At 70.9% G+C, this 23,521-nt stretch carries 24 protein-coding genes and 1 pseudogene; 22 read left to right on the forward strand and 3 right to left on the reverse strand.

The genetic code is table 11. The features are described 5' to 3' along the window. The first annotated feature begins 207 nt into the window (after nt 1–207). The 12 genes from FZO89_RS03275 to gspN are packed head-to-tail and all read left to right on the forward strand — an operon-like array spanning nt 208 to nt 11,026. Nucleotides 208–1,035: a type II secretion system protein N gene (locus FZO89_RS03275; protein ID WP_149101916.1), complete on the forward strand. Its 828-nt coding sequence runs from the start codon at nt 208–210 to the stop codon at nt 1,033–1,035. Next, nucleotides 1,032–3,104, forward strand: a complete 2,073-nt coding sequence (gene gspD / locus FZO89_RS03280) for a type II secretion system secretin GspD (RefSeq protein ID WP_149101917.1) — start codon at nt 1,032–1,034, stop codon at nt 3,102–3,104. Before FZO89_RS03275 ends, gspD begins: the two co-directional genes overlap by 4 nt. Then, nucleotides 3,101–4,588, forward strand: a complete 1,488-nt coding sequence (gene gspE, locus FZO89_RS03285; RefSeq protein WP_149101918.1) for a type II secretion system ATPase GspE — start codon at nt 3,101–3,103, stop codon at nt 4,586–4,588. The genes gspD and gspE overlap by 4 nt, the downstream gene beginning before the upstream one ends. Beyond that, on the forward strand, nt 4,575–5,780 hold the full coding sequence (gspF, locus tag FZO89_RS03290) for a type II secretion system inner membrane protein GspF (protein WP_149101919.1): 1,206 nt from the start codon (nt 4,575–4,577) through the stop codon (nt 5,778–5,780). The genes gspE and gspF overlap by 14 nt, the downstream gene beginning before the upstream one ends. Before the next feature lie 12 nt (nt 5,781–5,792). Then, nucleotides 5,793–6,242, forward strand: a complete 450-nt coding sequence (gspG, locus tag FZO89_RS03295; RefSeq protein ID WP_149101920.1) for a type II secretion system major pseudopilin GspG — start codon at nt 5,793–5,795, stop codon at nt 6,240–6,242. Between the two features lie 9 nt (nt 6,243–6,251). Further along, nucleotides 6,252–6,704, forward strand: coding sequence for a GspH/FimT family pseudopilin (locus FZO89_RS03300; protein ID WP_149101921.1), 453 nt, complete (start codon nt 6,252–6,254; stop codon nt 6,702–6,704). Beyond that, entirely contained in the window at nt 6,694–7,113 is a 420-nt protein-coding gene (gene gspI / locus FZO89_RS03305) for a type II secretion system minor pseudopilin GspI (protein WP_425480414.1), read from the forward strand. The genes FZO89_RS03300 and gspI overlap by 11 nt, the downstream gene beginning before the upstream one ends. After that, nucleotides 7,110–7,727: a type II secretion system minor pseudopilin GspJ gene (gene gspJ, locus FZO89_RS03310; protein WP_149101923.1), complete on the forward strand. Its 618-nt coding sequence runs from the start codon at nt 7,110–7,112 to the stop codon at nt 7,725–7,727. The genes gspI and gspJ overlap by 4 nt, the downstream gene beginning before the upstream one ends. Further along, nucleotides 7,724–8,746, forward strand: coding sequence for a type II secretion system minor pseudopilin GspK (gspK, locus tag FZO89_RS03315; protein ID WP_262378507.1), 1,023 nt, complete (start codon nt 7,724–7,726; stop codon nt 8,744–8,746). The genes gspJ and gspK overlap by 4 nt, the downstream gene beginning before the upstream one ends. Continuing rightward, the gene (gene gspL / locus FZO89_RS03320) at nt 8,743–9,843 is read left to right on the forward strand and encodes a type II secretion system protein GspL (protein ID WP_187471022.1); all 1,101 of its coding nucleotides are present in this window, start codon (nt 8,743–8,745) and stop codon (nt 9,841–9,843) included. Before gspK ends, gspL begins: the two co-directional genes overlap by 4 nt. Next, nucleotides 9,840–10,331, forward strand: a complete 492-nt coding sequence (gene gspM / locus FZO89_RS03325) for a type II secretion system protein GspM (RefSeq protein ID WP_149101925.1) — start codon at nt 9,840–9,842, stop codon at nt 10,329–10,331. The genes gspL and gspM overlap by 4 nt, the downstream gene beginning before the upstream one ends. Further along, nucleotides 10,328–11,026, forward strand: a complete 699-nt coding sequence (gene gspN / locus FZO89_RS03330) for a type II secretion system protein N (protein WP_149101926.1) — start codon at nt 10,328–10,330, stop codon at nt 11,024–11,026. The genes gspM and gspN overlap by 4 nt, the downstream gene beginning before the upstream one ends. 373 nt (nt 11,027–11,399) lie before the next feature. On the opposite strand, the gene FZO89_RS03335 is transcribed toward gspN, so the two are convergent. Beyond that, the gene (locus FZO89_RS03335; protein WP_187471023.1) at nt 11,400–12,707 is read right to left on the reverse strand and encodes an OprO/OprP family phosphate-selective porin; all 1,308 of its coding nucleotides are present in this window, start codon (nt 12,705–12,707) and stop codon (nt 11,400–11,402) included. A 608-nt stretch (nt 12,708–13,315) separates the two neighbouring features. Between FZO89_RS03335 and pstS the strand changes: the two are divergent. The 10 genes and pseudogenes from pstS to FZO89_RS03385 all read left to right on the forward strand — a co-directional run. Continuing rightward, nucleotides 13,316–14,263, forward strand: a pseudogene (pstS, locus tag FZO89_RS03340) (phosphate ABC transporter substrate-binding protein PstS); the annotation flags it as partial. 93 nt (nt 14,264–14,356) lie between these two features. Continuing rightward, the gene (gene pstC, locus FZO89_RS03345; RefSeq protein ID WP_149101929.1) at nt 14,357–15,328 is read left to right on the forward strand and encodes a phosphate ABC transporter permease subunit PstC; all 972 of its coding nucleotides are present in this window, start codon (nt 14,357–14,359) and stop codon (nt 15,326–15,328) included. Next, nucleotides 15,328–16,182: a phosphate ABC transporter permease PstA gene (pstA, locus tag FZO89_RS03350; RefSeq protein ID WP_149101930.1), complete on the forward strand. Its 855-nt coding sequence runs from the start codon at nt 15,328–15,330 to the stop codon at nt 16,180–16,182. The genes pstC and pstA overlap by 1 nt, the downstream gene beginning before the upstream one ends. Next, nucleotides 16,175–17,032 carry a phosphate ABC transporter ATP-binding protein PstB gene (gene pstB, locus FZO89_RS03355; RefSeq protein WP_222928084.1) on the forward strand — a complete coding sequence of 286 codons (858 nt, stop codon included), beginning with the start codon at nt 16,175–16,177 and terminating at the stop codon, nt 17,030–17,032. The genes pstA and pstB overlap by 8 nt, the downstream gene beginning before the upstream one ends. Nucleotides 17,033–17,150: 118 nt before the next feature. Continuing rightward, entirely contained in the window at nt 17,151–17,855 is a 705-nt protein-coding gene (phoU, locus tag FZO89_RS03360; protein ID WP_149101931.1) for a phosphate signaling complex protein PhoU, read from the forward strand. Between the two features lie 298 nt (nt 17,856–18,153). Beyond that, complete coding sequence (locus tag FZO89_RS03365; RefSeq protein WP_149101932.1) at nt 18,154–18,588, forward strand: HvfA family oxazolone/thioamide-modified RiPP metallophore; 435 nt, start codon at nt 18,154–18,156, stop codon at nt 18,586–18,588. Nucleotides 18,589–18,619: 31 nt separating this feature from the next. Beyond that, the gene (locus tag FZO89_RS03370; RefSeq protein WP_149101933.1) at nt 18,620–19,489 is read left to right on the forward strand and encodes an HvfB family MNIO-type RiPP peptide maturase; all 870 of its coding nucleotides are present in this window, start codon (nt 18,620–18,622) and stop codon (nt 19,487–19,489) included. Continuing rightward, a complete protein-coding gene (locus tag FZO89_RS03375; protein WP_149101934.1) occupies nt 19,482–20,264 on the forward strand; it encodes an HvfC family RiPP maturation protein in 783 nt (260 codons plus the stop codon). Before FZO89_RS03370 ends, FZO89_RS03375 begins: the two co-directional genes overlap by 8 nt. Nucleotides 20,265–20,408: 144 nt before the next feature. Next, nucleotides 20,409–21,056: a ribonuclease T gene (rnt, locus tag FZO89_RS03380; RefSeq protein ID WP_149101935.1), complete on the forward strand. Its 648-nt coding sequence runs from the start codon at nt 20,409–20,411 to the stop codon at nt 21,054–21,056. Between the two features lie 263 nt (nt 21,057–21,319). Beyond that, nucleotides 21,320–22,180 (forward strand): hypothetical protein, encoded by an 861-nt coding sequence (locus FZO89_RS03385; RefSeq protein WP_149101936.1) that lies wholly within the window; start codon nt 21,320–21,322, stop codon nt 22,178–22,180. A 223-nt stretch (nt 22,181–22,403) separates the two neighbouring features. On the opposite strand, the gene FZO89_RS03390 is transcribed toward FZO89_RS03385, so the two are convergent. Together FZO89_RS03390 and rlmB are read right to left on the reverse strand one after the other, a co-directional pair. Next, a complete protein-coding gene (locus tag FZO89_RS03390) occupies nt 22,404–22,667 on the reverse strand; it encodes a CBU_0592 family membrane protein (RefSeq protein ID WP_149101937.1) in 264 nt (87 codons plus the stop codon). A gap of 21 nt (nt 22,668–22,688) precedes the next feature. After that, the gene (rlmB, locus tag FZO89_RS03395) at nt 22,689–23,450 is read right to left on the reverse strand and encodes a 23S rRNA (guanosine(2251)-2'-O)-methyltransferase RlmB (RefSeq protein ID WP_149101938.1); all 762 of its coding nucleotides are present in this window, start codon (nt 23,448–23,450) and stop codon (nt 22,689–22,691) included. Nucleotides 23,451–23,521 lie beyond the last annotated feature (71 nt).

Consider the following 23,521-nt stretch of genomic DNA (forward strand, 5'->3'; position numbering starts at 1 on the left):
GCGTGGCGTCCTTCCGAAGAAGGTTCACAAAGGACATTCGCGACGAAGACGTAGCGACGGAGCAAAAAAAAAGCGCCGCAGACCATCCAGGCACCCGACGCCGTTGTTGCGCCGGACCGACACAAATGTGTCAGCTGAAATTCCCCTGTCACAAAACCTTCGCATCCTGTCGCGACGGCGCCGAACGCGCGCCATGAACGTCGACCCGTGCCCACATTCCCGCCCCTTCGCGATCCGCATGCAGTGCTGGCCAGGCTCGGCGGCACCGACTCGCTGATCCGCCTCGCCGAAGTCGCGGTCGTCGTCCTGCTCGCCTTCCAGTGCGCCCGACTGGCCTGGCTGCTGCTGCCCCCCGCATCGCTCGGGAGGATGCCGGGCACTGCGATGGGCGTGGTCGCGCCGCGACCCGAGCGCCTGGCCATCGATGCCTTCCACCCGGCGCCTGCGACCGCTGCGACGGCGGACGCGTCCGGATTGCGGCTCCATGCGCTGCGCAGCGGTACCGGAGGCGGCAGCGCCATCGTGGCCGGTCGCGATGGCACGCAGCGGTCGTATGCCGTCGGCGAGGAAATCGTGCCGGGCGTGGTCCTGGCGGATGTGCGCGCGGACCACGCGATCCTGGAATCCGGTGGCCGCAGGACCGAACTGCGCTTCCCAGTCGCTGCCGCACCCACGCGCCCGCGCGCAGCGGCGCCGATCGCGACGCGCGCGGTTCGCGCACGGACGACCCCTGTCTCCGCTGCGCCGACAGCCACGATCGATCCCGCACAGCTGCTGGCCGAAGCCGGGCTGCGACCGATCGACGCCGGCGGCGGCGAGGCGGGCTACACCGTGATTCCCCGCGGCGACGGCGCGGTCCTGCGCCAGGCCGGACTGGAGGCCGGCGACGTGCTGCTGTCGGTCAACGGCCAGGCCCTCACGCCCGAGCGCTACGCCGAACTCGGCGACAGCCTCGCCGATGCGGCCACCATCACCCTCACCTACCGGCGCGACGGACAGGTCCGCACCGCGACCCTGCAGGCACCCACACCGTGAAGCAGCGACTGTTCGCCACCGCGCTCGCGTGCGCGCTGGTCCTCCCGCCCGCGCCCGGCGCGCTCGCCCAGGCCACTTCCGGCGTGACCGCGCAGGATGCCGACATCCGCGCCTTCATCCAGGACGTGGCGCGCGCCACCGGCACCACCTTCATCATCGATCCCGCCGTGCAGGGCAGCGTCAACATCACCCGCGACGTGACGATGGACGAGGCCGAACTGCTCGGCGTGCTGCTGGCGGTGCTGCGCGCGAACGGCCTGGTCGCGGTATCCGCCGGCCCGGGCGCCTATCGTGTCGTGCCCGACACCGCTGCCGCGCAGCTCCCCGGCAGCGGCATGGGCGGCTCGGCCTTCACCACCCAGGTGCTGCCGCTGTCGAGCGTGGACGCGCGCATCGCCGCCGAGACGCTCAAGCCGCTGGTGGGCCGCGGCGGCGTGGTCGTGCCCACGCCGCAGGGCAATGCGTTGCTGATCGCCGACTACGCCGACAATATCCGCCGCATCCGCGGCCTGGTGGCGCAGATCGACAGCGACACCGCCGGCATCGACACGGTGACGCTGCGCAACAGTTCGGCGCGCGAAGTCGCGACCACGGTCAACCAGCTGTTCGGCGGCGGCGAAGCCCGCGGCGGCCAGCTTTCGATCCAGCCGGTGGAAGGCAGCAACTCGATCGTCGTCCGTGGCGCGCCGTCGGCGGTGCAGCGGGTGGTGCAGACCATCCTCGAACTCGACCGCCGCGCCGAGCGCACCGGCGGCGTGCGCGTGGTCCGCCTGCAGCACGCCAGCGCGGAACAGCTGCTGCCGGTGCTGCAGCAGCTGGTCGGGCAGTCGCCCGACGGCGAGGACGGCGCCGGCACGGTCGCCGCGAGCGCGGCGAACCCCGACGCGACGGCCGCGCAGGTGATCACCGCCGTGCCCGGCAAGCGCCCCACCATCGTCCGCTACCCGGGTTCGAATTCGCTGATCATCAACGCCGATCCGGAGACCCAGCGCCTGCTGGTGGACGTGATCACCCAGCTCGACACGCGCCGCGAACAGGTGCTGGTGGAAGCGATCGTGGTCGAGATTTCCGACAACGCCGCCCGCCGTCTCGGCGCGCAGCTGCTGATCGCCGGCAAGGAGGGCAGCAACATCCCCTTCCTCGCCACCCAGTACCCGGGCGCCAGCCCGGGGATCATGCCGCTGGCCGGAGGCTGGTACGCCGAGCAACGCCGCCGCGAAGGCGACGACGAGGACGACGACGACGGCGCGCTCGAACTCGCCCGCCGCGCCGCCATCCAGTCGCTGCTGGGCATCAACGGCGCGCTGGCCGGCATCGCCGGCAGCAACGACAACGCCACCTTCGGCCTGATCATCGACGCGGTGAACAGCGATACCGCCTCCAACCTGCTGTCCACGCCGTCGATCCTGACCCTGGACAACGAAGAGGCGCGGATCCTGGTCGGCCAGGAAGTGCCGACCACCACCGGCGAGGTGCTGGGCGACAGCAACAGCAATCCGTTCCGCACCATCCAGCGGCAGGACGTGGGCATCCAGCTCGAGGTCACGCCGCAGATCAACGCCGGCGGCGGCATCACCCTCACCCTGCGCCAGGAGGTCTCGTCGATCGCCGGTCCGGTCAGCGAGGACTTCGCCGAGCTGGTGCTCAACAAGCGCGAGGTCGAGACCCGGGTGCTGGTGGACGACGGCGAGATCGTCGCCCTCGGCGGCCTGCTCGACCAGAACGACCGCAATACGGTGTCGAAGGTGCCGCTGCTGGGCGACATCCCGATCGTGGGCCAGCTGTTCCGCCACCGCTCGCGCTCGCGCGACAAGACCAACCTGATGGTGTTCATCCGTCCGACCATCGTGCGCAGCACGGCCGATGCACAGGCGATGAGCGCCAACCGCTACGGCTACATGCGCGGCCAGATGCCGGTCATGGGCGAACGCGAGAACGCGCTGGACGAACTGGTGCGCGAGTACCTGCGCACCGCGCCACCCGCGATGCCTTCCCCGGCGCCTGCGGCGACCGTGCCGGCTCCCGTCGCCCCGGCGGAGGCGCCTGCCGGCAACGGCGAGACGCGATGAGCGATCCCCTGCCCGCCTTCGACTATGCCTTCGCCAAGCACCAGGGTCTCGTGCTGCTGGCGCTGGGCGATCGTGCACGCGTCGGCCTGCGCGAGGACGCGGATCCGGCCGCACTGCTGGAGGCGCGCCGCAGCCTCGGCGTCGAACTCGATGTCGAGGTGCTGCCGCGCGCCAGCTTCGACCGCCGCCTGTCCGAGCTCTACGCCGACGCCGCGCTGGCCGGCGGCGCCGGCGAACTCGCGCTGCCGGGCGACCTCGATGCGCTCGCCGGCGACCTCCCCGCCACCGCCGATCTGCTCGACGCCCGCGACGACGCGCCGGTGATCCGCCTGATCAACGGCCTGATCGCCGAGGCCACGCGCATCGGCGCCTCCGACGTGCACATCGAACCGTTCGAATCGGCCCTGGTGGTGCGCATGCGCGTCGACGGCGTGATGCGCGAGGCGCTGCGCCTGCCCGGGCGCATCGCGCCGCTGCTGGTCTCGCGCGTGAAAGTGATGGCGCGCCTGGACATCGCCGAGAAGCGGCTGCCGCAGGACGGCCGCATCGGCCTGACCATGGGCAGCAAGGCGCTCGACGTGCGCGTGTCCACGCTGCCTGCGCGCGGCGGCGAGCGCGTGGTCATGCGCATCCTCGACAAGGACCAGCGCACGCTGACGCTGGAGGGACTGGGCATGCAGCCCGCGGTGCTCGAGGCGCTGCGGCGCGCGCTGCGCGTGCCCAACGGCATCGTCCTGGTCACCGGCCCCACCGGCGCGGGCAAGACCACGACGCTGTATTCCGCGCTGGCCGCGCTCAACGACGGCCGCCGCAACATCCTCACGGTCGAGGATCCGGTGGAATACGCCATCGACGGCGTCGGCCAGACCCAGGTCAACGCGCGCGTGGGCATGAGCTTCGCCGCCGGCCTGCGCGCGATCCTGCGCCAGGACCCGGACGTGGTGATGGTCGGCGAAGTGCGCGACCCCGAGACCGCGCAGATCGCGGTCCAGGCCAGCCTCACCGGCCACCTGGTGCTCTCGACCGTGCACACCAACGACGCGCCGGGCGCGGTGACGCGCCTGCGCGACATGGGCATCGAGCCGTTCCTGCTCGCCTCCAGCCTGCGCCTGGTGCTGGCGCAGCGCCTGCTGCGCCGGCTGTGCACCGCCTGCCGCCAGCCGATGGCGGCCGACGCGGCCGCGGCCGCGCTGCTCGGCGATGATGCCGCCGGCGCAACGCTGTACCGCGCGAACGGCTGCGCGCAATGCAGCCACACCGGCTATGCCGGGCGAATGGGCATCCACGAGGCGCTGGAAGTCGACGAGCGCATGCGCCAGCTGATCGGCGCCAGCGCCGACGAGGATGCGCTGGCCGCTGCCGCCTTCGCGCGCGCAGGGCGCCTGGGCGACGCCGCGCGCGCGGCCGTGCTGCGCGGCGACACCACGCTCGAGGAAGCCATGCGCGTGACCCGCCAGGAGCTGCAGGACCATGGCGGCGTTTGAGTATTCGGCGCTCGACGTCCACGGACGCAGCCGCGAGGGCGCGCTCGATGCGGGCAACGCCGCGGAGGCGCGCCGACTGCTGCAGGGCCGCAAGCTGCTGCCGGTCCGCATCGAGCCTGCCAGCACCCGCGCCGGGCAGGCCACGTCCCGCCGCGGCCGCTTCAGCGCCAAGGACCTGACCCTGCTCACGCGCCAGCTCGCGACCCTCGTTGCGGTGGCGCCGCTGGAGGAAGCGCTGCGCACCATCGGCAGCCAGTCCGAACGCGCGCCGGTGCGGCGGGTGGTGATGGCCACGCACGCACGCGTGGTCGAAGGCTTCCGCCTGTCCGCTGCCATGGCGCGCGAACCGCGGGCCTTTCCGCCGTTGTACCGCGCCATGGTCGCCGCCGGCGAAGGCACGGGCGCCCTTCCCGCGATCCTCGAGCGCCTCGCCGACCTGCACGAGCGCGACCAGCAGGTCCGCGGCAAGCTCGTCTCCGCCCTGGTGTACCCGGCCGCGCTCGCGGTCACCGCGGTGGGCGTGGTGATCGCGCTGATGGTGTTCGTGGTGCCGAAGGTGGTGGAGCAGTTCGAGTCGATGGGCCGGCAGCTGCCGCTGCTCACGCGCATCGTGATCGGCGTATCGGAGGCGCTTTCGACCTGGTGGCTGCCACTGCTGGCGTTGCTGGCCGTGGCCGTGATCGCCACCGCGCGCCTGCTGCGCCGGCCGGCGATCCGCCGCCGCGCGGATGCCGCGCTGCTGCGCCTGCCGCTGCTCGGCCGGCTGCTGCGCGACGTCCACGCCGCGCGCATGGCGCGCACCCTGGCGACCATGTCCGACAGCGGCCTGCCGCTGATCGAAGGCCTGGCGATCACCGCGCGCACCGTCGGCAACACGGTCCTGCGCGAGGCCACCGAAGCGATGGTCGAGGTGATCCGCGAGGGCGGCAGCCTGTCGAACGCGATGAAGCGCGCCGCGGTGTTCCCGCCGACCCTGCTGTACATGGCCACCAGCGGCGAGGACAGCGGCCGCCTGGCGCCGATGCTCGATCGCGCGGCCGATTACCTCGAACGCGAGTTCAACACCTTCACCACGGCGGCGATGAGCCTGCTCGAACCCCTGATCATCATCGTGCTGGGCGCGATGGTGGCGGTGATCGTGCTCGCCATCCTGCTGCCGATCCTGCAGTTCAACGCCCTCGTGGCCGGCTGACCGGAGGCCCCCATGCACCGCCGCAACACCCGTCCGTTCCCCTCCCGCCGTGCCGCCGGCTTCACCCTGGTCGAGCTGATGGTGGCGATCGTCATCATCGGACTGCTGTCGACGGTGGTGATGATCAACGTCATGCCCAGCCAGGACCGCGCCATGACCGAGAAGGCGCGCGCCGACATCTCCGTACTGGAACAGGCGCTGGAAACCTACCGCCTCGACAACCTCGCCTATCCCACCCCTGCGCAGGGTCTGGACGCGCTGCTCAGCGCGCCTTCGGGACTCGCGCGTCCGGAGCGCTACCGCAAGGGAGGCTACATCCGCCGCCTGCCCGAGGACCCGTGGGGCAATGCCTACCAGTACCGCCAGCCCGGCCGCAGCGGCGGCTTCGACGTGTACTCGTTCGGCGCCGACGGTGCCGAGGGCGGCGAAGGCGACGACGCCGACATCGGCAACTGGCGCTGAAGGCCCGCCATGCGGCGCGCGCGCGGATTCACCCTGGTCGAGCTGATGGTGGTGCTGGCCGTCATCGGTCTGGCCGGCGGCGCCGTGGCGCTGACGTTGCCGTCCGGTGACGATGACCCGGTGCACGAGGCGGAGACCTTCGCCGCGCGCCTGGCGCACGCGCGCGACGAGGCCATCTTGGGGATGCGCACCGTGGAGGTGGGCGTCACCGCGCGTGGCTACGGATTCTCGCATCGCCGCTTCGAGGGCTGGCAGCCTCTGCAAGGTCGCGCCTTCGCCGCCGTGGACTGGGCCGCGGGAACCCGGCCGCAATTGCCCCGCCGCGATGCACGGATCGCATTCCGCTTCGATCCGACCGGCGCGACGGAACCCGCGAGCCTGGTGCTGCTTCGCGACGGGCGCCGCGTGCGCGTGTCGGTCGACGGTGGCGGCGCGGTGGCGATCGATGGCCTTGCGCGCTGACTCCGGCGCGGCGCGCCGCTGCGAGCCACGCGACCGCGGCCGCATCCGCGCGCGTGCCGGCTTCTCGCTGATCGAGATGCTGGTGGCGCTGGTGGTGTTCGCGCTCGCGGTGCTCGGGCTGCTGAACCTCGCCGGGGAAAGCACCCGCACCGCAGTGGCGATCGAGGAGCGCGTGCTGGCCGCGGTGGTGGCCGACAACGTCGCGGTCGAGGCCGCCACCCTGGACGTGCGCGCGCTCGCGGACGAGGCCAGTGGCCGCGAGCACGCCGGCGGCCGCGACTGGCGCTGGACACGCACCACCGCGCCCACCGCCGACCCGGCGCTGCTACGCGTGGACATCCGTGTCTCGCCGCCGGGGGAATCGCGCGTGGCAGCCGAGCTCGCGCTGTTCCGGAGCCTGCCGCGATGAGCCTCGTGCGCCATCGCACGCGCAACACGGCACGCGGCTTCACCCTGCTCGAAGTCATGGCCGCGCTCGCACTGTTCGGCCTGATCGCGGCCGCCGGGGTTGCGGTGATGGGCCATGCCGCCGACAGCCAGCGCATCCTGCGCGGGCGCATGGATCGCCTCGGCGAATTCCAGCGCGCGCGTGCCCTGCTCCGCGCCGACCTTTCGCAGGCGGCGGTACGCCTGGTGCGGCGCGCCGACGGCAGCAGCACGCGCGACGCCTTCGTCGGCGGCCGTCCGGACGAGTCGGGGCCGCTGTTCGCATTCGTCCGCCGTGGCCACGAGAATCCCGGGGCCGGCGCGCGTGCCTCGCTGCAGTACGTCGAGTACCGCATCGTCGACGGTCGCCTGGAACGCAGCGCGCGCGCAGCCGTCGACGGCGCCGCGCCACCGCCGGCACGGGTGCTGCTCGACGGCATCACCGCCGCGCGCGTGGCCTACCTCGGCGACGACACCTGGAACGACGGCTGGCACGGCGGCGCCACTTCGCTGCCGCAGGCGGTGGAACTGGAGCTGGAACTCGACGGCATCGGCCAGGTGCGCCAGCGGTTCCTGCTGCCCGGGGTCGCGCCGTGAACCGCGCGCATCGCTTCCGCACCGCCCGGGATGGCGGCCACGTCGCGACCCGTGCGGCTGCGACGCAATGCGGTGCCGCCCTGCTCACCGTCCTCCTGCTGATCGCGGTGATGACGGTGCTGCTGGTGTCGGTCATGGACGACATCCGCTTCGGCCTGCGCCGCACCGGCAACGCCCAGGCCCTTGCGCAGGCGCAGTGGTACGCGCTGGGCAGCGAGGAACTGGCGCGCACGCGCATCCGCCAGCTCGAGCGCGGCGACGGTCGCACCACGCTCGAGGGAGGCTGGAACGGCCGTCCGTTCGTGTTTCCCATCGACGGCGGCGTGATGCGCGTGCGGCTGGACGATGCCAGCGCCTGTTTCAACCTCAACAGCGTGGTCGAGGGGGCCGCCGGCCAGTGGTCGCGGCGCGAAACCGGCGCACGCCAGTACATCGCATTGCTGCGGGCGCTGGAGTTCACGCCCGAGCAGGCCAACGCGATGACCGACGCCCTGGTCGACTGGATCGACAGCGACCAGATGCCCGGCGCCGCCGGCGCCGAGGACGCGGCCTACGCCTCGCGCGGTCCGGGCTACCGCACTTCGGGCACGTTGCTGGCAGAGGCAAGCGAACTGCGCGCGATCGCCGGCCACGATGCGGCCAGCTATGCGCGCCTGCGTCCGCACGTGTGCGCGCATCCCGACAACGCCTTGTCGCCACTCAACATCAACACGCTGGAAGCGGAGGATGCGGTGATGCTGGCGATGGTCAGCGACCTCGCGCTCGATCCCGCCGCCGCGCGCCGCGTGATCGCCGCGCGCCCCGCTGGCGGCTGGCGCGACCTGGCGGTTTTTTCGCAAGCGGTCGTCGCGCCGCTTCCCGACCACGTGCTGCAGCAGCTGCGCCTGCGCACCCGCTATTTCGCGCTGCACACCGAAGTGGAATACGACGGCGCAGAGCTGGTGCTCAGCGCGCTGCTGGACAGCGACTCCCACGGCCCCGTGCGTCTGCTCGCACGGCGATGGACGCACGACGAATGAGCACCCGCCTACTCTTCCTGCCCGCCGACCCCGCAGCAGCCGCCACGCTGCTGGAGGTGGACGACAGCGGCCGCATGCTGGAACGCGCCGTGCTGCGGCCCGGCGCAGTGGCGCCGGCCATGCCGGCGACCCCTCGCACCGTGCTGGTGGTGCCTGGCGAGGCCGTGCGCATCGACCGTCTGGAACTTCCCGCGCACAGCGCGGCGCAGGCACGGGCCGCGGCCCAGGCGCTGTTGCCCGAGCGCCTGGCGCGCCGGGACACGCTGCACGTGGCGCTCGATGGCTGCGGCGCCGGCACGCTGCGCACGGTGGCGGCAGTGGACCCGGCGCTGCTCCGCGGATGGCTCGAACGCGCCGCAGCCTTCTGCCTGGTGGCCGACGCCGCGGTGCCGGAACAGCTGCTGCTGCCGGAGCCGGACGAAGGCACCGCCGTGCAGGTCCTCGACGCCGGCGACCGCTGGCTGGTGCGCGGCGACGGCCTCGCCTTCGTCGCCACCCCCGCGCTGGCGGAGCAGGTACTCGGCGAACGCCGCCGAACGCCGGTCGAGGGCGGCCCGGAGCGCTTCGCCGCGCGCGCCATGCGCCCCGAGGTCGATCTGCTGCAGGGCGAATTCACCGCGGCTTCGCAACGCACCCGTCCCGCCGGCCGGCGACGGCTGACCTGGCTGGCCGCGGCTTTGCTGGCGTCGCCGCTGCTGCTGGTCGGGGCACAGGCGCTGCGCCTGGATCTGGCAGCGCGCGCGCTGGAGTCCCGCGCCACGACCCTCGCACGCGAAGCCTTGCCTGTGGCGGGCGACAGCGGAGACCAGGCCGACGCCCTCGCCGCGAGTCTCCAGGCCGCCCGCGAGCCACGGGCCTTCGCCGCCGCCACCGGCAGTCTGTTCGCGGCCGTCGCCGCGCGTCCGGGCGCCCATCTGGTCGAACTCGAATACCAGCGCGGCGACCGCCTGCGCGCGGTCGTCTTCCACTCCGGTGCCGACGACATCGAGGCCCTCCGCGACGCGCTCGCCCGGGACGGCTGGCGCCTGGTCGAGGGCAGCAGCAGCGAAACCACCGGCGGCCTGCGGACCGGCCTGGCCCTGGAGCCCGGAGCATGACCCCGACGCAACGATGCCTGGCCTGGTGGCACGGCCGCGAGCCGCGCGAACGCATGATGCTGGCGGTGATGGCGGCCATGCTCGCGGCCTTCGCCTGGTGGTACGGCCTGTTGTGGCCGTTGCGTTCGCTGCGCGAAGACGCGGGCGTGCGCTACGACCATGCCACCGTGGCGCTGCGGGGGGTCGAGGCCGAAGTCGCGGCGCTGACCGCCGCCGGGACCGGCACAGCACCCGCCGCGTCCACCGGCGGCGAGGCCCTGCAACGCCGCGTCCTCGACAGCGCGCGCGATGCCGGCCTCGCGCCCAGCCGCCAGCGCACCGCCGCCGACGGCGCCTTCGTGCTCGAATTCGAACGGGTGGCCTCGCCGGCGCTGTTCGGCTGGCTGGGCAGGCTGGCGCGCGACGGGCTGGCCCCCTCCTCGCTGCGGGTCGCGCGCGCCGATGGCCGGCTACGCGCCGAGGTCGGCTTCGGCGGAGCGACACCATGAGCGGCGCGCGCCTGTCCCTGTGGTTCGCCGGTGCGCTCGCGCTCGCCCTGCTGCTGTTCATGCCCCTGCAACTGGTGCTGCCGTGGCTGTCGCTGCCGCCCGCGCTGTCGGCAACCGCCATCGAGGGCAATCTCTGGCACGGCCGCCTGCGCCAGGCGCAGTGGCGCGGCACGGCGCTCGGAGACCTGCGCCTGGGCCTCTCGCCGCTGCCCCTGCTGGCCGGGCGCAAGCGGCTGTGGCTCCAGGCGCCCGATGCCGCGCTCGCCCTGCACCTCGGGCGCATGCGAGGCGTCGGCGACGCAAGCGGCGTGTTGCCCCTGCCGGCACCGGCCGGACTGGCGCTGCGCGCATCGCTGGACGATGCCAGGCTGCTGTTCGACGACGAAGGTTGCCGCGAGGCCGGCGGCCGCGTACGGGTCGAATTCGTGCTCCCGGGCGACGTGCTGCCGCCCCTGATCCTGGCCGGCACGCCCGTCTGCGAGGGCCGCGAGGGCAGGCTCGCGCTCGCGTCCGAGCAGACCGCCGGCCCGCTGCTGGTCGAGATCGCCGCCGGCATCGATGGCGAAGGCGGCTACCGCCTGCAGACCCTCGCCCGCAGCGACGATCCCGCCCTGCGCGCCGTGCTGCTGGCAGCGGGCTTCCAGGAGGCGCCAGGCGGGTTCAGCCGTGTCGACACCGGCAGGATCGCCGACTGACCGCGCCCGCCCCCGCCCCATCCCGTCCCGCCAGCAGGCTGCGGCGCGGACACCGCCGGGGCAACTCCGCCGGCATTGCATCCAGGCAGGAATCGCATCGCCAACGGCAAGGCCGGCAGCTTCGGAAGTGGGCTGCGCAAAGGCGATCAACGCGGGCTGGATCCCTTCTCCCTCCGGCAGAAGGGGGCGCGCCGCCCCGGACGAGGGCGGCGGAGCACCGCCGGCCCGGACCCGCACGAATCGTGAACCGGAGGTTCGCCCCTACGGGCGTCAGTCTCGTTGCATCGACGAACCTCGCCCGGGCCGCCCGGTGCGAAGTCCAGACCCGGCGGGTCCCCGGGCAAGGCCGGGGCCGCCTCGGCGAATCGGACGATCAGAACGCGAACTGGGTACGCACCGCGTACTGCCCGGTTTCGTCGCCGTTGAAGCCGTTGTCGCCCCTGGTGTAGTTGAACATGAAGCGCAGGGCCGGATTGACGTAGTAGTTCACGCCCAGCAGCCAGCTGCTCACGTCGAGGCCGGCGACGTCCCGGTTCTCGATCGAGTCGTAGCGCGTGGTGAGCTCCCACAATCCCCGGTCCGCCGCCGACGCCGAGCCGAATACGCCGGTACCCGCCTTGTAGGGCTTGTGGCCGCCGTTGAGGTGCCAGCTCCCTTGCAGGTACCAGGTGACGACATCCTGGTCGGGACCGCCCGGCTGCCCGAAGGAGGCGTTCGCGTACTCGCCCTGGAAGAACACCGGACCGAAGGATCCGGCGGCTTCCAGGCCGTAGGCGGTCACTTCGTCGCCGCTCGCGCCGCTCACCGTGGCGATCGCCTGCGACGGGCCGCGACGACCGGCGTAGTTCACCGAGGCGGAGAGATCGGCCGACCCCTGGTTCGCGTTTTCCCGGCTGGCCCATCCGCCGAAGTGCAGCGTGGCCTCGTCCGTGTCGATCGGCGCGACGGTGACGCGACCGGCATAGCCGACGCCCTCGTTGCGCGTGCCGCTGGCGCCGCGCAGGTTGAACGCGCTGAAACCCGCGGTGTAGTGGCCGCCTGCGCGCAGGTAGCCCACGCCCTGCTGGAACTGGCGCCCGCCGAACAGGCCGCTGGCCGAGGCGAACGGACGCTCCATCATCAGCACCTCGTTGGAGCTGGTGAGTTCCTCCATCGACCGGTAGGGCTTGAAGTGGCCGACGGTGAACCTGCCGCCCAGCGCGGACCTGGCGATGTAGGCGTCGCGCAGGCCGTCGAGGTTGCTGCCGGCGGCGAAGTCCTGCTCGAGCTTGTAGTCCCAGCCGTAGGCCTTGCCCTGCAGGGTCAGGCGCGCGCGACGGAATTCGCTGGTGCCGGTGGTGGCGGCCTGGTCGCGGTCGAAGGCATAGGCATCGAAATGGATGCGGCCGCCCAGCGAGGCCTCGAAGGCCTTGTCGGCGGAGGCCACCCGGATCCCGCCCCGGGTTTCGACCTTCGTCTGCCCGGGGCCTTCCGCGGCCGATGCCGGCGCAGGGGCAACTCCGGGCGTTTGCGCCGCCTGCTCCGTGGAGCGGGATTCCAGCGCCTCGATCCGTGCCTGCAGGACCTGGAGTTGCGACTTCAGCGCGGCGATCTCATCGGCATGGTCGGCCGTTTGCGCGGACACGGGCAAGCTGGAGACGAGCGCCAGGGCGAGGGTGAGGGGAAGCAGGAGTGGTTTCACGCGGGAACTCCGGATCGGGGAATGCACTTCGGGGTGGGGCGCGGGCCTGCGATGGCGGATGGCGCCCCGCGCCCCCGGCCGCAGCTAGCGTGAGCGCGGATTGTGACAATTTCGCGTCAAAAATGACGGTCCGGTGTCATTGGGATGTGCGCTGGATGACAATGTCATGTCGCATGCCCACGCCGTTAGCCGCCACGCGTCATCGGACGGCCATCTTCCGATCACGCCACTGACATGTCGGCGCGGTCCAATGCCGCATGAGCCGATGCATGGCCCGTCGACGGCCCCTCGCCCTCATCTCTCCCCGATCTGCGCGACTCCCTTCCGGGCCTTCGGGCCCGTTTTTTTTCGGGCGCCGCGGCGCGAGGACGGACGGTCGCCTTCTGTCATCCCCGTGTAACAAAAACATCATTTCATAGTGCGGACCGTTTCCGCCCTTCGGGGCTGCCCCATCCTTCGGAGGTTCCATGAAAATCACCCAGGCGCCCGCTGCCTTCCTGTCCCTGGCCGCAGCGATGCTGCTGGCGGCCTGCAATCCGGATGCCGGCACACCGGTTCCGGCCAATCCCGCCGACAGCGGGGCCGACGGCGGCATGCAGCAGACCAGCGCCCAGATCACCGGCGCCGGCGCGACCTTCATCTACCCCCTGCTGTCGAAGTGGTCCGACGACTACAACAAGGCGACCGGCGCGCGGATCAACTACCAGTCGATCGGCTCCGGCGGCGGCATCGCCCAGATCAAGGCCGGCACGGTCGATTTCGGCTCGAGCGACAAGCCGCTCACCAGCGAGGAACTGGCGGAAGCCGGCCTCGGCCAGTTCCCGTCGGCCATCGGCGGCGTGGTGCCCGTGGTCAACATCGAAGGCATGGAACAGGGACAACTGCGCCTGACCGGCCCGCTGACCGCCGACATCTACCTCGGCAAGGTGACGCGCTGGAACGATCCGGCGATCGTCGCCGTGAACCCCGGCGTGAGCCTGCCGGACGAGAAGATCACGGTCGTGCACCGCTCCGACGGTTCGGGCACCACCTTCAACTGGGTCAACTACCTGTCCAAGGTGAGCCCGGAATGGCAGTCCAGCGTGGGCGAAGGCACCTCGGTGAGCTGGCCGACCGGCGTCGGCGGCAAGGGCAACGAGGGCGTCGCCGCGTACGTCAAGCAGATCAAGGGATCGATCGGTTACGTCGAGCTCGCCTACGCCACCCAGAACGGCATGGCCTATGCGTCGATGCAGAACGCGGCCGGCAACTGGGTGCGTCCGAGCGCGGAGAGCTTCCAGGCCGCGGCCGCGAGCGCCGACTGGGCGAACTCGAAGGACTTCAGCCTGATCATCACCAACGCGCCCGGCGCCGATGCCTGGCCGGTCGCCGCGACCAACTTCATCCTGATGTACAAGCAGCCGAAGGACGCGAAGCGTTCGCAGGATGCCATCGACTTCTTCACCTGGGCGCTGGAGAACGGACAGCCGCAGGCCGATGCGCTGCACTTCGTGCCGCTGCCGCCCGAGCTGGTGCAGCAGGTCGAGGCCTATTGGGCCAGCGAGTTCCAGCTCTGACGATCCGCGGCCGGCAGGCCCCGCCCGCAACCGCGCGGGCGGAGCCCGGTCGCACGGTGGAACGTCCCTCTTCGCAGCCGATGCCCTGACACGATGAACGCCACCTCCCTCCCCGCCACCGCGGACACGCGGCGCGACGCCGCCGATCTCCGCGCCGATCGCGCGTTCCGCTGGCTGGTGTCCGCCGCCGGCGTCCTCGTGCTGGTGTCGCTGATCTCGGCGGCGCTGTCGATGCTGTGGGGCGGCCGCCAGGCCTTCTCCAGGTTCGGGCTGGAATTCTTCTGGCGCGATGCGTGGAACCCGGTGCTGCAGGATTTCGGCGCGCTGGTGCCGATCTACGGCACGCTGGTGACGGCGCTGATCGCAATGGTGATCGCGGTACCGATCAGTTTCGGCATCGCGATGTTCCTCACCGAGATCGCGCCGAAATGGCTGCGCACGCCGGTCGGTGCCGCGATCGAGCTGCTGGCGGGCATTCCCTCGATCATCTACGGCATGTGGGGCCTGTTCGTGCTGGTGCCGTTCCTGGCCGAGCACGTCTATCCCTGGGTGGACGACAACCTCGGCGGGATTCCGGGCATCGGCGCGGTGTTCTCGGGCCCGCCGCTCGGCCTGGGCATGGGCACGGCCGGGCTGGTACTGGCGATCATGGTCATTCCCTTCATCTCCTCGGTGATGCGCGAGGTGTTCCTGACCGTGCCCGGCCAGTTGAAGGAATCGGCATACGCACTCGGATCCACCAAGACCGAGGTGGTCTGGGACGTGGTGCTGCCGTATACCCGTTCCGCGGTGATCGGCGGCATCTTCCTCGGTCTGGGACGGGCGCTGGGAGAAACCATGGCGGTGACCTTCGTGCTGGGCAATGCCCATCGCCTCACGGTCTCGCTGCTCGAGCCCGGCAACTCGATCGCCGCGACCATCGCCAACGAGTTCGCGGAGGCCGATTCGCCGATGTACCTGTCGTCGCTGATCGCGTTGGGTTTCGTGCTGTTCATGGTCACCTTCGTCGTGCTCACCATCGCCCGGCTGATGCTGCGCCAGCTGAAAAAGCGGGAGGGCAACTGATGAGCGCCTCGCTGTACCGGCGCCGCCGCGCCAAGAACGCCATCGTGCAGCTGCTGGCGGTCGGGGCCGCGGTGTTCGGCCTGTTCTGGCTGGTGTGGATCATGTGGACCACGCTGAGCAAGGGGATCGGCGCGATGAACCTCGCCCTGTTCACCGAGATGACGCCCCCTCCGGGGGCGGAAGGCGGCGGCATGCTCAACGCCTTCTTCGGCAGCATGATCATGAGCCTGCTGGGCATCGCCATCGGCGCGCCCGTCGGCGTACTCGCGGGCACCTTCCTGGCCGAGTACTCGCGCAACAGCTGGATCGGCGAGACGGTCCGGTTCGTCAACGACATCCTCTTGTCTGCACCGTCGATCGTCCTGGGCCTGTTCGTCTACACCCTGGTGGTCGCGCAGATGGGTCACTTCTCGGCGCTCGCGGGCGCCATCGCACTGGCCTTCATCGTGCTGCCCGTAGTGGTGCGCACCACCGACGAAATGCTGCAGCTCGTGCCCACCCAGATGCGCGAGGCCGCGCTCTCGCTCGGTGTGCCGCAGTGGAAGGTGATCGTGCAGGTGCTGTACCGCTCGTCGATGCCCGGCATCGTCACCGGCATCCTGCTGGCTTTGGCCCGCATCAGCGGCGAGACCGCGCCGCTGCTGTTCACCGCGCTCAACAACCAGTACTGGACCACCAACGTCCTCTCGCCGATGGCCAACGTGCCGGTGGTGATCTTCCAGTACGCCATGAGTCCGTACGAGAACTGGCACTCGCTGGCCTGGGCCGGCGCCTTCGTCCTGACCATGTTCGTGCTGCTGGTCAGCCTGCTGGCGCGCTACATCGTGTTGCGCAACAAGATCGCCCATGACTAACCTTTCGATGGATCCCGTTATGAACGACGCCGCTCCCGCCGCCCGCACGCAGCGCATCAGCACCGCCACGGTCGAGCGCGGAGCGCTGGCGCCCGCGCCGGTCAAGATCGCGGCGCGCAACCTGCAGTTCCATTACGGCAAGTTCCACGCGCTCAAGGACATCGACCTGGAGATCCCGGAGAAGCGGGTGACCGCGCTGATCGGGCCTTCCGGTTGCGGCAAGTCCACGCTGCTGCGGGTGTTCAACCGAATCTACGCGCTCTATCCGAAGCAGGAAGCCAGCGGCGAGGTGCTGCTCGACGGCGAGAACATCCTGGCGCCGAAGTATCCGATGAACCGGCTGCGCAGCAAGGTCGGCATGGTGTTCCAGAAGCCGGTGCCGTTCCCGATGACGATCTACGAGAACGTCGCCTATGCGATCCGCCACCACGAAAGCCTGTCCAGGAAGCAGATGGACGAGCGGGTCGAACAGGCGCTGCGCCAGGGCGCGCTGTGGGACGAGGTCAAGGACAAGCTGGGCCAGAGCGCGCTGGGCCTCTCGGGCGGCCAGCAGCAGCGCCTGTGCATCGCGCGCGCGGTGGCGCTGCGCCCGGACGTGCTGCTGCTCGACGAGCCGACCTCGGCGCTCGACCCGATCTCCACCAGCCGCATCGAGCAGCTGATCGAGGAACTCAAGCTCGACTACACCATCGTCATCGTCACCCACAACATGCAGCAGGCCGCGCGCGTGTCGGATTTCACCGCCTTCATGTACCTGGGCGACCTGATCGAGCACGACACCACCGAGACGATCTTCTCCAAGCCCTCGAAGCAGCAGACCGAGGATTACATCACGGGGCGGTTCGGGTGAACCGCCCCGCGGGATTCGGGATTGGGGATTGGGGACTCGGAAGAGCGGGCCCCGTCTCCGTCCCGGCTCCCATGTTTCTTCGAATCCCCAATCCCTATTCCCCAATCCCGGCCCTCAAATGACCACCCAACCGCACGACCACATCGTCAAGAGCTACGACGAAGAGCGCCAGCGCCTGATCGGCGAGATCCTGCGGATGGGCGAGATGGCGGCATCCCAGCTGGAGGCCGCGCTCGACGTGGTCGAACGCCGCGACGACAAGGCGGCCGCGCGCATCATCGCCAACGACGAGGAGATCGACCTGCTCGAGCAGGAAGTGAGCCAGGACGTGATGAAGCTGGCGCTGCGCGGACCGCTCGCGCGGGACCTGCGCGAGATCCTCGCCGCGCTGCGCATCGCCTCGGACATCGAACGGATCGGCGACTACGCCGCCAACGTCGCCAAACGCTCGACCGCGCTCAACGCGGCGCCGCCGCTGCCGCATACCCGCGGCCTCAACACGCTCGGCCAGCTGGTGGTCCGCCAGATCCGGGACGTGCTGGCCGCGTTCGCCAGCAGCGACGCCGAGGCCGCGCAGCGCGTGCGCGCCCAGGACGCCGAGGTCGACACCCTCTACACCGGCCTGTTCCGCGAACTGCTGACCTACATGATGGAGGATGCGCGCGCGATCACTCCGTGCACGCACCTGCTGTTCATGGCCAAGAACCTGGAACGCGTCGGCGACCACGCCACCAACATCGCCGAGAACGTGTGGTTCCTGGTGCATGGCGACGACGCCCTGCCGCCGCGCGAAAAGCGGGACAACACCAGCGTCGCGACCTGATGCTGCAGGGCAGCATGCCGGACGGGTAACGGGCCTGGATCCTGGTGCCGACGCGGCCGTGCGCTGCCTGCCGCCTCAACCTCCGCTTAATGTCGCGCCGGGCACACTGCGGCCGGACGGATCGTGGGTATCCTGTCGCCAGCGGTTGCTGGAGCTGCCGTGGGCTTGCCGGGTTCTGCTCCGCGTGCGAAGCGTGGATCGGGCCGCGGTGCGCCGAGCGGCACTGCCGCACCCGACTTCCACATCGCGCCCGTGAACGTCCAACGCGGAAGACCCGCCCACCATGAGGAATCCCACCATGATCCAGTCCAACAAGAAGCCCGTCGCCGTCGCCATCGGCACCGCCCTCGCCGGCGGCCTGCTGCTGTCCGGTTCGGCGTTCTCAGTGACCCCGCTCGCCCAGGGCTACCTGCTCGGCGCCCAGGACGCGACCGCGGCCGCAGCCGAAGACAAGGCGAAGGAAGGCCAGTGCGGCGGAGACAAGGCCAAGAAGGCCGAGGGCAAGTGCGGCGAAGGCAAGTGCGGCATCGACAAGATCGACACCGACAAGGATGGCCGGGTTTCGCTCGCGGAGTTCGAAGCAGCCCATCCCGGCAAGGCCGAGAAGTTCGCCGCGATGGACGCCAACGCCGACGGTTTCGTCGACGCCGCCGAGCACGAGGCGCACGCCGCCGCGCGCAAGACCGACATGGAAGGCAAGTGCGGCGAAGGCAAGTGCGGCGGCGCCGCGTGACCTGCTGACGGCCTGCTGATCGGTCGAGCGCGTGCGTCCGGCCACTTCCCTGCCGAACGCGAGCGCAGGCCTGGGCCTGCGGCGCGGACTGCTGTCCGCGCTGCAGGCGGCCGACGGGAACGCATTCGATTTCCTCGAATGCGCACCCGAGAACTGGATCGGTGTCGGCGGCCGGCTGGGCGCCGCGTTCGAGGCGCTGGCCGAGCGCCATCCCGTCACCTGCCACGGCCTGTCGCTGTCGCTCGGCAGCGTCGCGCCGCTGGACGAGACCTTCGTCGCCCGCGTCGGCCGCTTCCTGGAGCGCCATCGCGTCCCGCTCTACAGCGAGCACCTGAGCTGGTGCAGCGACGACGGCCACCTCTACGACCTGTTGCCGCTGCCGTTCACCGAGGAAGCGGTGGAGCACGTCGCGGCGCGCATCCGCCGCGTGCAGGACATCCTCGGCCGCCGCATCGCGGTGGAGAACGTGAGCTACTACGCGACGCTTCCGGTGGAGGCGCAGCCGCCCCTGGACGAGGCGACCTTCGTCGAAGCGGTGCTCGAGCGCGCCGGCTGCGACCTGCTGCTCGACGTCAACAACATCCATGTCAATGCGATCAACCACCGCTACGATCCGGTCGAATTCCTGCGCCGGATGCCGTCCGCCAGGATCGCCTGCTACCACGTCGCCGGCCATTACGACGAGGCCGACGACCTGAAGGTCGACACCCACGGCGCCGCCGTCATCCCCGACGTCTGGGGCCTGCTGGCCGAGGCCTACCGCGTGCACGGGATCCGGCCGACGCTGCTGGAGCGCGATTTCAACTTCCCCCCTTTCGACGAGCTGCTCGGCGAGGTCGACGCCATCCGCGGCCTGCAGCGCGCCGCGCAGCAACCGGCCGCCACGGCCGCGCATGGCTGACGCGCCCACCACGCTCCGCGCGCAACAGGTCGCGCTGTCGCGGCACCTGCGCGATCCGGCTACCGCGCCGCCCCCGGCCGACATCGAGGAACGGCGCCTGGCGATCTATCGCGAGCTGCTCTACAACAACCTGCAGGGATTGCTCGCCGGCAATTTCCCGGTGATCCGCAGGATCCTCGACGATGCCGCCTGGCACGCGCTTGTCCGCGGGTTCTTCGCGTCGCACCGCAGCCATACCCCGCTGTTCACCGAAATCGGGCGCGAGTTCGTGCGCTGGCTGGAGACCCGCGACGGGGATCCCCCGGTCGCGCCCTGGCTGCCGGAGCTGGCGCACTACGAGTGGGTCGAACTGGCGCTGCAGATCTCGGACGCGGAACCGCGCGGCGACCTGCAGACCGACGTCGATCCGGCGTCCGATCCGGTGCAGGCGCTGCTCGACGGCGTCCCGCTGGTCTCGCCGCTCGCGTGGGCGCTCGCCTATCGCTGGCCGGTGCACCGGATCGGCCCCGGCTTCGTGCCCGAAGTGCCGCCGGAAGTGCCGACCTTGCTGCTGGTCCGCCGCGACGCCTCGGGCGAAGTGCGCTTCGCGCAGTTGTCGCCGCTGGCCTTCCGGTTGCTGGAGCTGCTGGCCGATGGCGCGCGCACGGGGCGCGAATGCCTGCAGATGCTGGCGAGCGAGGCCGGCAGCGACACCGATTCCCTGCTCGGCGAAGGCGGCGCCATGCTTGCGCGCATGCGGGACGAAGGCACACTGCTGGGGATCCGCAGGCCCTGAGCGGTGCGCTGCGGGTGCCCGTCGCGACGCGTGGCCCCGATGCCACTGCGAAGCCTGCGCCGGAGGCTGGCGAATTGAACGCGTTGGCGCCCGGGCGCGCACGGCAGCGCCACTGCGATGCGGGCGCTCTGCTAGGCTTCACGCATGGATCAACCCGCACCGCAGCCTTCCGCACCGAGCCTGCTCACCAAGCGCTTCCGCGGCTACCTTCCGGTGGTCGTGGACGTCGAGACCGGTGGCTTCGACTGGAACCGGCATGCGCTGCTCGAGATCGCGGTCGTGCCGGTCGATGTCGACGAGGCCGGCGCCCTGGTGCTCGGCACCTCGGCCAATGCGCATGTCGTACCCGCACCCGGCACCGAGATCGACCCGCAATCGCTGGAGATCACCGGCATCGACCTCGACCATCCCTTCCGTTTCGCCAAGTCCGAGCGGGAGTCGCTCGACCACGTCTTCGCCACGGTCCGCGCGGCGGTGAAGAAGCACGGCTGCCAGCGCGCGATCCTGGTCGGACACAACGCCCACTTCGACCTGAATTTCCTCAACGCCGCCGTGGCGCGCTGCGGCCACAAGCGCAATCCGTTCCATCCCTTCAGCGTATTCGACACGGTCACCCTGGCCGGAGTGGCCTACGGGCAGACCGTGCTCGCGCGCGCCGTGCAGGCCGCCGGATTCCCTTGGAGCAGCGAAGACGCGCATTCGGCGCTGTACGACGCCGAGCAGACCGCGAAGCTGTTCTGCACCATCGTCAACGCCTGGCCGCAGCCGCAGGGTGCCTCGCCCCCGGCGTAATCGCCGACTGCGTGCGGAACTGCGGGCACCCGGCACCAGGCGCCCTTGCCGGGGCCCGCTTGCGCGCGTGCGCCGTCAGCGCTGCGGCCGCCGCCACGTCATTGCGGCCATCCGCGTCCGCGCGCCATCGGTGCAGCCTGATCGTCCCGGTCCCGCCTCCGGTTGCGCCCATACGTCGCGGGACCTGCGTTTCACCGGACCTCGACCCGCACTGCACATTGGCTGTGCTCCACTGCCCCCGTCCGCAAACAGGAGACGCAGCAATGCCGATCACCCGCGCAAAGGCGAGCCGCCTGCTCAATCAGAAGGAAATGGCGCTCTACGACGACAGCCGGATCAACGGACTTCGCAAGCTCGACGAAAAAGCGCTGGCATCGCGGATCAAGCGGGCACGTACCGCGCGCGACCGTGCGCGCAACCTGGTGCAGAAACACAAGCTGGCCGCGCGCGCGCGCAGCGGCAGCAAGCGTGGCGCGAGTGGCGAAGCCGGCCAGCGCAGCAAGGACAAGGCCGACCTGATGGCCGACATCCTGAAGCGCTTCGAAGGCCGGCTGCGCGACGTCGGACGCGAACGGGCAGCCACGGCGTCCCGGCGCAAGGCCGCGACGGCGCCTGCGAAGAAGAACGCGCCCGCTCGGCGCAAGACTGCGACGCGCAAGACGACAACTGCCGGCACGAAGACCGCGGCGAAGAAGTCGACGTCCCGCAGGGCTGCCACCGGCGCCACCTCGCGCAAGCGCGCCGCCAGCGGGAAGGGTACCGCTGCGCGCGCGTCCGGCTCGTCGAGCTCGCCCGGTTCCGCGACGAAGACGAAGACGAAGTCCACCGGAAGGAAGCCGGCCCGCAAGTCGCGCGCCGGACACATCACCCCGGAGCAGGCCCTCGCCCAGACCCGTGCGCTGCTCGAAGCCAAGCAGGCGCGCGACCACGAACCCAAGCCCTGGGAAGCCCCCGTCGGCGGCGAGCCGGTTGCAGGCTCGCCGGGCTACCAGTCCGACAGCGCGGCACGGCGGGCAAGGCGCCTGCATGCGGCGGAAGCACGGATCCCGGCGATCCAGGGCAGCAGCAGCACCCGCGACCGCGTCAACCAGGGCAAGCGCGACCGGCGTCAGGGCTCGGATTGAGCACCCGTGCCACGTTCCGGAGCGCCGCGATGCGTCGCAGCGCTCCCGCCCGGATGCGCGATACCTGTTGCGGCGTCATCAGCTTCGGGTCGACGAGGCAGGCCACGATCAGACCGGGTAGCCGGGCAGGCGCCCAGCACCCGCGGGTTCGCCGGGCAGGACGATGCGGGGATTTGCGCGAACGCTGCGGCCACGCGCCTGCATGCCGCGCACCTGGCGCCCGTCAGCCGGCGTCATCTCCCGCCTGAGGCGGACGCAACAGCCGGTAGCCGCAGACCAGGATCCAGCCCACCAGCAGGAAGAACAAGGGCGCGCGAAATGCAAGCCATGCGGACGGCAGCAGCGCTGCGGCACCGAGCATTCCCAGCACGGCGCGCCAGCGACCGCCGCGCGCGTGCGCTCCGAACGAATGCAGGAACAGCGCGAGCAGCATCAGGCACGCGCCCGCGACACCCAGCCAGTCCTGCCATTGCAACGAAGAGAACATCCACCGCCTCCGGACGCAAGCTCAACCCGCGCGCTGGCGCACCGCCTCGAACAGCGTGACGCCAGCCGCCACCGAGACGTTGAGACTCTCCACGCCGGGCGAAGTTTCCACACCGGGCATCGGGATCGACACCAGCTGGTCGCAGTGTTCGCGCGTGAGCCGGCGCAGGCCGTCCGCCTCGCCGCCGAGCACCAGCGCGACATTGCCCTTCAGGTCGAGCGCGTACAGCGACGCGCCGGAACCGCCCACCAGGCCGTAGATCCACACTCCGAGCTTCTGCAGCTCCGAGAGAGTGCGCGAGAGGTTGGTCACGCGCACCACGGCGATGCTGTCGGCGGCGCCGGCCGAGGTCTTGCGCACGGTGGCGTTGACCTGCACCGCCTTGTCCTTCGGGATCACCACCGCGGTGGCCCCGGCGGCGGCCGCGCTGCGCAGGCAGGCGCCGAGATTGTGCGGATCCTGCACGCCGTCGAGCACCAGCAGCAGCGCCCTGCCCTGCGCCTGCTCGACAAGCTCGGGCAGATCGTGCTCGTCCCACGTCTTCGCGGCGGCGTAGCGCGCGGCCACGCCCTGGTGGCGGGTGCCGCCGGACACGCCATCGAGCGCCTGCTGCGCGACGCGACGCACGTCGATGTCGCGCCGGCGTGCCGCCTGCTCGATCTCGCCCAGCCTCGGATTCTTCGCGCCGGCCTCCACCAGCACCTCTCGCACATGCTCGGCATCGTGCTCGACCGCCGAAGCGACCGCGTTGATGCCGACGATCCACTGGTTCTGCTTGCTCATCGGACGTGATTGGTGGATTGGTGATTCGTGATTGGAAGGAGCGGCGTATCGATGCGGTTTGGCTCTTTCGA

The organism is Luteimonas viscosa (assembly GCF_008244685.1).
Lineage (GTDB): Bacteria > Pseudomonadota > Gammaproteobacteria > Xanthomonadales > Xanthomonadaceae > Luteimonas > Luteimonas viscosa.

Bases quoted from the DNA above. Each gene is read 5' to 3' on its own strand.
- gspE (WP_149101918.1), top strand. From the start codon at position 3,101: ATGAGCGATCCCCTGCCCGCCTTCGACTATGCCTTCGCCAAGCACCAG.
- gspF (WP_149101919.1), top strand. From the start codon at position 4,575: ATGGCGGCGTTTGAGTATTCGGCGCTCGACGTCCACGGACGCAGCCGC.
- gspG (WP_149101920.1), top strand. From the start codon at position 5,793: ATGCACCGCCGCAACACCCGTCCGTTCCCCTCCCGCCGTGCCGCCGGC.
- FZO89_RS03300 (WP_149101921.1), top strand. From the start codon at position 6,252: ATGCGGCGCGCGCGCGGATTCACCCTGGTCGAGCTGATGGTGGTGCTG.
- gspJ (WP_149101923.1), top strand. From the start codon at position 7,110: ATGAGCCTCGTGCGCCATCGCACGCGCAACACGGCACGCGGCTTCACC.
- gspL (WP_187471022.1), top strand. From the start codon at position 8,743: ATGAGCACCCGCCTACTCTTCCTGCCCGCCGACCCCGCAGCAGCCGCC.
- gspM (WP_149101925.1), top strand. From the start codon at position 9,840: ATGACCCCGACGCAACGATGCCTGGCCTGGTGGCACGGCCGCGAGCCG.
- gspN (WP_149101926.1), top strand. From the start codon at position 10,328: ATGAGCGGCGCGCGCCTGTCCCTGTGGTTCGCCGGTGCGCTCGCGCTC.
- pstC (WP_149101929.1), top strand. From the start codon at position 14,357: ATGAACGCCACCTCCCTCCCCGCCACCGCGGACACGCGGCGCGACGCC.
- pstA (WP_149101930.1), top strand. From the start codon at position 15,328: ATGAGCGCCTCGCTGTACCGGCGCCGCCGCGCCAAGAACGCCATCGTG.
- pstB (WP_222928084.1), top strand. From the start codon at position 16,175: ATGACTAACCTTTCGATGGATCCCGTTATGAACGACGCCGCTCCCGCC.
- phoU (WP_149101931.1), top strand. From the start codon at position 17,151: ATGACCACCCAACCGCACGACCACATCGTCAAGAGCTACGACGAAGAG.
- FZO89_RS03365 (WP_149101932.1), top strand. From the start codon at position 18,154: ATGATCCAGTCCAACAAGAAGCCCGTCGCCGTCGCCATCGGCACCGCC.
- FZO89_RS03375 (WP_149101934.1), top strand. From the start codon at position 19,482: ATGGCTGACGCGCCCACCACGCTCCGCGCGCAACAGGTCGCGCTGTCG.
- rnt (WP_149101935.1), top strand. From the start codon at position 20,409: ATGGATCAACCCGCACCGCAGCCTTCCGCACCGAGCCTGCTCACCAAG.
- FZO89_RS03385 (WP_149101936.1), top strand. From the start codon at position 21,320: ATGCCGATCACCCGCGCAAAGGCGAGCCGCCTGCTCAATCAGAAGGAA.
- FZO89_RS03390 (WP_149101937.1), bottom strand. From the start codon at position 22,667: ATGTTCTCTTCGTTGCAATGGCAGGACTGGCTGGGTGTCGCGGGCGCG.
- rlmB (WP_149101938.1), bottom strand. From the start codon at position 23,450: ATGAGCAAGCAGAACCAGTGGATCGTCGGCATCAACGCGGTCGCTTCG.